Origin of the sequence: Actinomadura sp. GC306, from assembly GCF_004348665.1 — a bacterium.
GTDB lineage: Bacteria > Actinomycetota > Actinomycetes > Streptosporangiales > Streptosporangiaceae > Spirillospora.
Map to the genome: position 1 here is coordinate 1 of NZ_SMKM01000287.1, position 8364 is coordinate 8364.

An 8364-nucleotide genomic window follows, 5' to 3' on the forward strand; every position below is an offset into this window, starting at 1 on the left:
GGACTGGGCAGAGGACGGCGCAGAGCCTCCGCCGCCCGCCGACGCCCCCGCACCGCGCGCCGCCACTTCACTCCCCGCGTCACTCCCCGCCTCACCGGCCGGGGTCACGACAGGCGCGGGCGCAATGGCCACCCGCTCACCCTCATGCGTGACCGCAACGTGCTCGACGACCTCATTGGGGACGAAGGCGGGCGTGTAAACGCCGTAGGCGCTGCCCTTCCCCGGCGGGGACGTCATCGTGAAGCCGGGGTAACCGGCGAGTCCCAGTTCAACGGCCGCGCTGCTGAACGCCCGGCCGACCTTCGCCGGATCGGGGTCGAGGACGGCGCACCGCAGCAGGGCCGTCGCCTCCCCCTGCGTGGCGGGGTCGGACTCGGCCGTTCCGATCAGCGTCCACTCCACCCGAGCCGGACGCGCATCACCGAACGCCGCCTCCATCTGCCGCCTGGCGAGTTCCGCCTTCGCGTCGATGCCGAGCCCGGTGAGCACGAAGATCATCTCGTTCCGGTGGCCGCCGAGGTGGTTCAGTGCGACCTTGGTGGTGGACGGCGGCGGGACGCCTTCGACGCCGCTGATCCGCACCCGGTCGGGCCCGTCCGACGCCAACTCGATCGTGTCGAACCGGGTCGTCACGTCGGGACCGGCATAAGCCGGCCCGCCGATCTCGTAGAGCAACTGCGCCGTGACGGTCTCGACGGTGACGGCCCCGCCCGTCCCATCGTGCTTGGTGATCACGCACGACCCGTCGCCATGTACTTCCGCAACCGGAAAGCCCGGCGCCTTTACGCTGTAGATCTCTTCAAAGAAGCTGTAGTTGCCGCCGGTGGCCTGCGCCCCGCACTCCAGGACGTGCCCGGCGACGGTCGCGCCGGCCAGCGCGTCCCAGTCGTCCCGCGCCCAGCCGAAGTGCGCGGCCGCCGGCCCCACGACGAGCGACGCGTCGGTGACGCGGCCGGTCACCACCACGTCGGCGCCGCGCCGCAGGCACTCGGCGACCCCCCACGCCCCCAGGTAGGCGTTGGCCGTGAGCGGCCGTCCGTACCGGGCATCGGTGAACCCCAGCTCCTCGGCCCGCCCCAGCAGGTCGTCGCCCTCGACATGGGCGATGCGCACCTCAAGGCCGAGCCGCCCGGCGAGCTCCCGCAGCCGCCCGGCCAGCCCGCCCGGGTTGAGCCCGCCGGCATTGGCCACGATCTTCGTCCCGCGCTCCACGGCGAGGCCGAGGCCCTCCTCCATCTGCCGCAGGAACGTGGCGGCGTACCCGGCGTCCGGGTCCTTCATCTTGCCGCGCCCCAGGATGAGCATCGTCAACTCGGCGAGGTAGTCACCGGTCAGGACGTCCAGCGGCCCGCCTTCGAGCATCTCCCGCATCGCCGAGAAGCGGTCGCCGTAGAAGCCCGAGGCGTTACCGACCCGCAGCGGTTGGCTCATGCCCAGAACCCTGCCAGACCCGCGAGCAAAAAATCAATCACGCATGATTGTTTTGCTGGAAGCCCTGGACGCGGCACTCGTCACCCCTCACGAACCGGGGCGGGTCTCCGCCGGAGCCCACGGCTCAGCGCGGCCGGACGGGGAGGCGTACCCGGGCGGCGACCGGAAGGTGGTCGCTGCCGGTGGCGTCCAGGGCGCGGAGGTGCGGGACGGCCGCCGGACGGGCCATGACCTGGTCGATCCGGGCCAGCGGGAAGGCCGCGGGGAAGCTGAAGGCCAGCCCGCGTTCCGCCGCGTTCAGCTGGGACGTCAGCGGAGCGAGCCCGCGGTCATCGGTCGTGCCGTTCAGGTCCCCCAGCAGAATCACCGCTTCCAGTTCCTCTGCGGAGAGGGCCTTCCCGAGGAGGCCGGCGCTCTCGTCGCGCCAGGCCGACGCCAGACCGCCTGGCCGGATCCGGACCGAGGGCAGGTGCGCGACGTACACGGCGATCTCTCCGTGGGGCGTGTGCGCGACCGTCCGCAGCCCGCGGCTCCAGGTCTCCGTGATCTCGCGAGGCTTGATGTCCAGGGACCGGGTGCCGCTCAGCGGATGCTTCGACCAGAGCCCGACGGTGCCCTGGACGGCGTGGTGCGGGAGGTCCGGGCCGAGGATTCGCCCGTAGGCCGGCAGGGCCGAGGGCGTCAGTTCCTCCAGCGCCACCAGGTCCGGCTTCGCGGCCGCCAGGGCGTGTGCCGTCCCCGCCGGGTCGGTGTTCTCGTCGCTGACGTTGTGCTGCACGACGACCAGGTCACGCGGACCGGGCTCCGCCGCGGGGAGGAGCAGCCCGCCGAAGAGGTGGACCCAGGCCGCGACCGGCAGCAGGGAGGCGACCAGCACGGTCGGCGAACGGCGGAGCAGCGCAAGGCCGAGCAGCGCCACGACCGACAGGCCGAGCCACGGCAGGAACGTCTCCAGCAGGCTTCCCAGCCGGCCGACGGAATTGGGCACCGCCCGGTGCAACACCAGCAGCCCGGCGGTCACCACCGCCAGCACGGCGAGTACCCGCCCCCGCGCCCACACTGAATCCACGATCCGACCCCGCATCCCCTGAACAAGCCGCCAAGGGGACAAATAGATCATGGACTGACCACCGCGTACACCATCCGCCCTACCGCCGGGTAAACCACTTCGCCGGATGCCCCGTCCACATTGTGAATGTCACAGAGGGGACGGGGAACTCAGTGAGACTCAACGGGCTGTTAGTCGCGGCCACTCCCCCGGCGTGGACGGCGCGGTCGAACCCGGCGACCGGTTCGGCACCGGCCTCGCCCTCGCCTCGTACTGCGAGCACGACGGCCCGTCGCGCTCAACCTCCGAGGCCGGCGACCAGCTCGGGTCCGTGCTCGAACGGGGCGGCCCGTGGCGGGACGGCCTGGGCGAGCCGCTGATCGTCGGCGTCCCCCGCGAGGACACCGGCGACACCGCGGACGCCGGCGGGGTGCAGATCTTCGGCCGGAGTGCGCCCGCACCCGGGAACGGCGACACCTTCCTGAGCCAGGAAGACGCGGGCCTGGTACCGCAGGCCGCGGACCTCTTCGGCGCCTACCTGGCTTGACCCCTAGGGCTGGTCGGGGCACACCACTCCCCGACCAGCCGGTCTCTCTCAGTGACACCCTCCCAGTTCCCGGGCCCTCAGTCGAAGGTGCCAAGGTCCGTGCGGACCTGAGCCGGGATGCGGGCTTCCTTCGTACGCACGCGGATGGCGTGGTAGGCGTCAGCGTCGGCCAGGCCACCGCACGTGCGCGCATCGGCATAGAAACGTTCCGAGAGGATCACTCCCAGGGGTCTCCGTGAACGGGCGACGACGTTCTTGAAGGCGCGTGCGTCCAGGAGCCGAAAGAGCTCGATGAGCGCCCGCCCGGAGACGCCATAGGGGTCAGGGGCGACCAGTCCGGAGTGCACGGCCAACCGCATCCGGAGGCGGGTGCTGTCGGCGGCGTTCCGGTTGTACCGCCAGAGGGCCGTGGCCAGATGGTGGGCGAGCGGTTCGAAGAGCCGCTCGACCGGCAGGTCGGCCGGTGCGACGATCAGCACACCGTCCCCGCGGTCCTCGTGATGGCACCGCCGCCAGGGCAGGACGGCGAACTCGCACGCCCGGCGGAGATGCTCGTACATCTGGCGGCGCAGCAGGCACTGCACCGGGTCGTCGTGCCGGTGATCGCCAAAGGCGCAGATGTCCACCGCGAGCATGGTGGTGTGCAACCGTCTGGCTGGGGCGGCCTGGCGCGGGACGCGCATCTGCGGCCACGGGCCGGACGAGGGCGGGGCGAAGGGGGGCGGCCACTGTACGGTGACCGGCTCTCGCGCCGGCGGGTCGGCCTCGTCGAGATTTCGGCGTACCCTCATGGGTGGGTTCAGCTCCTTGGAAACCGTTCTGCAGCGGATGAAGACGGGTTGATCTCTGGATGGGTCGGCCTCTGTTGCAGCAGGGCCCACCTCTCAGCGGGGACCGTTCGATGGGACGGTCCCCGCCCTGCGTTGTGTCACCTCCCAGTGGGGTTAGCTGTGGTGGTTGGCGCCCGCGGTCTCGTCAAGCGGGCGTTGGCGCTCGAACCGCCAGAGCAGCAATTCGACCAGGGTGATGCGCAGCATCACGAATATGGCGATGAGCCCGCCAAGGATGAGAAAGACGTCGGCCATCTGTCCCATGCTCCTCTCGGTGAAGATGCCGAGTCCGACCCCGGCGCCGGCCCCGAGGAGGGATGCCGTGGGGACGCCTCTGGCGTTGTCACCGTCCTCGCCGATGATCCAATCGAGGAGATGGCGGGACACGACGACCACCAACCCGTGGTGGGGCTTGAGTTCGGGAGTGCTCCACAGCGTGTGCGGCGGCCGGTACAGGCGCTTCGGGCCGATGCCGAGCAGGGCCAGACCCACCAGGAGCGCCAGAGCGCCACCGAGCAGCAGGGTGAACACGACGATGAGCGTCACGGCCAGGGGCATGTCGTCGAGGCGGCCCTTGTGCCCGCTGACGCCCAGCGATTCGGTCAGCTGGAAACCGGCCGCGAGACCGATGAGGGACGTCAGGACGATGTAGGCGGCCGAGGTGAAGAGGTTGCCGAAGACGTTGCACGCGTCGGCCGTGGCGACGAACCGGTGGAGTGGCTCGCCGCGCAGATCGCGACCCGACCTGATCTCACCGACGTTGTGGGCCTTCCGGATGAGCCCGACCGCATACCGCGTTCCGCTCAGCAGGCGGAGCGCCGGTGTCGCCCCGCCGTTGAGGATGTGGTGCAGTTCGGGCATCCACTCGTGGTCATGCATCGGTACGCGCTGCTCCTCGCGCAGCCTGAGGCGTGCGACCCTGAGGAGCGAGTACAGGATCGTGTCGAGCCGTCCCCGCGCCCGCGCACTGCCCATGTCCGCGGCGACGAGCGCTCCGCCGAGGACGCCGCAGCCCACAACGGAGACGAGGAGCACATGCGCGGTCATGCGTGGTCCCTCCGCGGCCTGATCAGGCCACCCGTGCCGGGGCGACGCAACTGGGCATCGAGTTCGGCGAGCGCGAAGTGGGCACTGCGCGCGCCCTCGGCGGTCAGCCGGTAGAAGCGCCGGGCGGGGCGGCCGGCCTCTTCCGGGTCGATGGGCTCCATCTCCCCGGTCAGCCAGCCCGCCTGCTCCAGACGCGCAAGGATCGGATATAGCGTCCCGCTGGCCAGCCCAGCCTCGCGCATCAACTCGAACCCGTACCGCTGCTCCCCGATGTCGTCGAGGAACACCCTGAGCACTCGGGCCACGGGAACAGTGATGCGCACCTGCATCCGGCAACCTCCCCTCTATCGGAACTCTACATAGGGTAGGACCCGGTCATGTCACGGGCAAGCCTTGTCACTTCGCAGGTCTCCTTTCACCGCCGGCAAACGGATGGCCCCCTCGGCTTGGTCCGGGTGGAAAAATCAATCACGCATGATTGTTTTGTCGGGACGGGTTTGGTTGACTGGTGGGGCATCGAGTCGAGGGAGTCATGGCCACGCGGGCACTACCCCGGGAGCCGCGGCAGGACCGCAGCCGCGCCACCAGGCGGCGGCTTCTGGAGGCCGCCGTGGAGTGCCTGGCATCCGTGGGGTGGGCCGGGACGACGGTCGCGGTGGTCGCCGAGCGCGCCGGGGTGTCCCGCGGTGCCGCCCAGCACCACTTCCGGACGCGCGAGGAGCTCGTGACGGCGGCCGTCGACTACGGATCCGAGGTGCGGATCGCGCAGATGCGCGAGCGCCTGGACGTTCGCGCCGGGCACCGGCCGACCACGGCGGACGTGGTGGAGCTGCTCGGCGAGATGTACACCAGCCCCCTGTTCCGTGCCGCGCTGCAGCTCTGGGTCGCCGCCGCGTCCGACGAGCAGCTCCGCGAGCAGGTCGTCCCTCTCGAAGCCCGCGTCGGACGCGAGGCCCACCGCCTCACCGTCGAGGCACTCGGCGCGGACGAGACCGTGCCGGGCGTCCGCGAAACGGTCCAGGCGACCCTTGACCTGGTCCGCGGCCTCGGCCTGGCCGACCTGCTCACCGACGACTCGGCCCGCCGCACACGCCTGCTGGCGCAGTGGGCCGGCACCCTCGACCAGGCTCTCGGCCGCTGATCAGACGGGCACCTCGCGCAAGGGGTCGCCGCCGTCGATGAAGACGCGGCCGCCGGGGGCCAGTACCGCCGCGATGCGCGCCAGGGCCTCGCGGCCCGCCTCGGGGTGGCGGCCGTCGAGCGCGCCGACCCGTATGGCGTAGACGAGGTCGAACGGCCCTTCGCCGGGCCGGGGCTCGAAGTCCTCGATCGCGGCCCGCCGGACGCTCATGCGTCCCGCGGCGATCTCCGCGGCGGACGCGGCCTCCGTCTGCGCGACCGCCTTGGCCGACCGGTCGATCGCGAGGATGTGCCCGGCCCCGAGCCGCGCCGCGACGGCCCGCGCGGCGGCGCCGGTCCCGCAGCCGATCTCCAGGACCCGCATGTCCGGTCCAAGCGGCAACGCGTCCACGACCGCGGAAAGACGAGGTGAGAGCACCATGGACCGACCCTAGGCCACGCCACCGACGAGCCGTCGCTTCCTTGAGCACGGTTGACATGTGACCTTTTGGTCACCTATTTTTCAGGCGTGGACGACGACGAGGCGGCTTTCAAAGCGCTGGCGGACCCGACCCGCCGTTTCCTGCTCGACCTGCTGTTCGCCCGGGACGGGCGGACGCTCGGCGAGCTGGAGGCGGAGGTCGACATGACGCGGTTCGGGGTCTCCAAGCACCTGCGGGTGCTGGAGGACGCGGGGCTGGTGGTCCCGCGGCGGTCCGGCCGGGAGAAGCTGCACTTCCTCAACCCGGTGCCGATCCGGCTGATCCACGACCGGTGGATCGGCAAGTTCACCGAGCGGCCCGCCGCGGCGCTCACCGATCTGAAGAGACGACTGGAGTCAGGCATGACGACGACCGAGACCGTCCAGGTGTACCGGGTGTACATCAAGGCGACGCCCCAGGCGATCTGGGACGCCATCACCGACCCGGAGTGGACGGTGAAGTTCGGCTACCAGGCGCCCGTGGAGTACGACCTGCGCCCCGGCGGCGCCTTCCGCGGGCTGGCCAGCGAGACGATGAAGGAGCACGGCGCCCCCGACGTGATCATCGACGGCGAGGTCATCGAGGCGGATCCGCCGCGCCGGCTGGTCCAGACGTGGCGCGCGCTGTTCCTCGGTGAGCCGCACACGCGGCTGACCTACGAGATCGAGGACGACGGCTCCGGCATCTCGCGGCTGACCGTCACCCACGACGTGACGGGGGCGCCGCAGACGGCGGCGCAGGGCGCGGGCGAGATCCCCGAGGCGGGCGGCGGCTGGAACCAGACGCTCAGCGACCTGAAGACCCTGCTGGAGACCGGCGAGCCCCTGTACGCGTGATCACCCCCACCGACCGATCCGTATCGGCGCCGACCCAGGAGTCGCCATGCCTTCTACACAGACAACCTCGCTGTCCTCGTCCCGGGCGACACGCGCCCTGCTCGCCTGCGGCGTCCCCGCGGGACCGCTGTTCGTCCTGCTGATCGTGGCGCAGGCCATGACGCGGGACGGGTTCGACGCCGCCCGCCACCCGCTCAGCATGCTCGCACTCGGCGAGCACGGGTGGATCCAGACCGTCAACTTCCTGCTCTGCGGAGCGCTCGCCGCGGCGTCCGCCGCCGGTCTGCGCCGCGTCCTCGAACCGGGGACGACGGGCCGCACGTGGGGAACGGCTCTCATCGGCGTCTACGGCGCGAGCCTGATATGGGCCGGCCTGTTCCCCACCGACCCGGCGGAAGGCTTCCCCGCCGGTACGCCCGACGGCGTCGCCGAGGTCACCTGGCACGGCATGCTGCACAACTTCGCCCCGGTCGGCATGGGCCTGGCGCTGAGCATCGCGTGCGTGGTGTTCGCCCGCCGCTTCGTCCGTGAGGGACGGCTCGGCTGGACGATCTACAGCGCCGCCGCACCGGCCGCGTATCTCGTGCTCGGCATGGCCGCGTTCCCCCTGGGCGACTTCCGCCTGATGCTCGCCGGCGGCGCCGCCATCTGGACGTGGGCCGCCGTCCTCTCACTCAAGTTCCTGCGCGAGTCGCACGACCACTCCTGATTCGAGGACGGCCGGAGGCGGTCCGCCCTGAACACGGGCGAGGCCGCCTCCGGCCCACCTCCGTCCCATATCCACCTCGTGCAGTTGCACCGTCGCCCCCGTTGCGATTCTGTGGGACGCCTTCGCCGACCGGGACACCCGCCCCTGGAAATGAGAAAGGGCCCCACCAAAAGGCGGGGCCCTTCCTGCAATATGAGTCCGGCGGCGTCCTACTCTCCCACACAGTCTCCCATGCAGTACCATCGGCGCTGAAGAGCTTAACTTCCGGGTTCGGAATGGAACCGGGTGTTTCCCCTTCGCCAAAACCACCGAACG

General features: G+C 70.9%; 10 protein-coding genes and 1 rRNA gene. 4 read left to right on the forward strand and 7 right to left on the reverse strand.

Annotated elements, in window-relative coordinates:
• Nucleotides 1–1431 (reverse strand): acyclic terpene utilization AtuA family protein (locus E1200_RS28195; RefSeq protein WP_131955116.1); only part of this gene is annotated, 1431 nt, incomplete at its 3' end.
• 124 nt (nt 1432–1555) lie between these two features.
• The gene (locus tag E1200_RS28200; RefSeq protein WP_243708882.1) at nt 1556–2500 is read right to left on the reverse strand and encodes an endonuclease/exonuclease/phosphatase family protein; all 945 of its coding nucleotides are present in this window, start codon (nt 2498–2500) and stop codon (nt 1556–1558) included.
• A 193-nt stretch (nt 2501–2693) separates the two neighbouring features.
• Here E1200_RS28200 and E1200_RS28205 point away from each other — a divergent pair, with 193 nt between their 5' ends.
• The gene (locus E1200_RS28205) at nt 2694–3026 is read left to right on the forward strand and encodes a hypothetical protein (protein ID WP_131955118.1); all 333 of its coding nucleotides are present in this window, start codon (nt 2694–2696) and stop codon (nt 3024–3026) included.
• A 77-nt stretch (nt 3027–3103) separates the two neighbouring features.
• Here the strand turns inward: E1200_RS28205 and E1200_RS28210 are convergent, their stop codons facing one another.
• The 3 genes from E1200_RS28210 to E1200_RS28220 form a co-directional block, all read right to left on the reverse strand.
• On the reverse strand, nt 3104–3661 hold the full coding sequence (locus E1200_RS28210; RefSeq protein WP_131955119.1) for a hypothetical protein: 558 nt from the start codon (nt 3659–3661) through the stop codon (nt 3104–3106).
• A 309-nt stretch (nt 3662–3970) separates the two neighbouring features.
• On the reverse strand, nt 3971–4903 hold the full coding sequence (locus E1200_RS28215) for a hypothetical protein (RefSeq protein WP_131955120.1): 933 nt from the start codon (nt 4901–4903) through the stop codon (nt 3971–3973).
• Nucleotides 4900–5232, reverse strand: a complete 333-nt coding sequence (locus tag E1200_RS28220) for a helix-turn-helix transcriptional regulator (RefSeq protein ID WP_207933578.1) — start codon at nt 5230–5232, stop codon at nt 4900–4902. The genes E1200_RS28215 and E1200_RS28220 overlap by 4 nt, the downstream gene beginning before the upstream one ends.
• Before the next feature lie 203 nt (nt 5233–5435).
• Here E1200_RS28220 and E1200_RS28225 point away from each other — a divergent pair, with 203 nt between their 5' ends.
• Nucleotides 5436–6044: a TetR/AcrR family transcriptional regulator gene (locus E1200_RS28225; RefSeq protein ID WP_131955121.1), complete on the forward strand. Its 609-nt coding sequence runs from the start codon at nt 5436–5438 to the stop codon at nt 6042–6044.
• Here the strand turns inward: E1200_RS28225 and E1200_RS28230 are convergent, their stop codons facing one another.
• Nucleotides 6045–6464, reverse strand: coding sequence for a class I SAM-dependent methyltransferase (locus E1200_RS28230; protein WP_131955122.1), 420 nt, complete (start codon nt 6462–6464; stop codon nt 6045–6047).
• An 87-nt stretch (nt 6465–6551) separates the two neighbouring features.
• Here E1200_RS28230 and E1200_RS28235 point away from each other — a divergent pair, with 87 nt between their 5' ends.
• Together E1200_RS28235 and E1200_RS28240 are read left to right on the forward strand one after the other, a co-directional pair.
• Entirely contained in the window at nt 6552–7340 is a 789-nt protein-coding gene (locus tag E1200_RS28235) for a metalloregulator ArsR/SmtB family transcription factor (RefSeq protein WP_131955123.1), read from the forward strand.
• Between the two features lie 46 nt (nt 7341–7386).
• Nucleotides 7387–8049, forward strand: coding sequence for a DUF998 domain-containing protein (locus E1200_RS28240; protein ID WP_131955124.1), 663 nt, complete (start codon nt 7387–7389; stop codon nt 8047–8049).
• A gap of 196 nt (nt 8050–8245) precedes the next feature.
• On the opposite strand, the gene rrf is transcribed toward E1200_RS28240, so the two are convergent.
• A 5S ribosomal RNA gene (gene rrf / locus E1200_RS28245) occupies nt 8246–8362 on the reverse strand.
• Nucleotides 8363–8364: the final 2 nt, after the last annotated feature.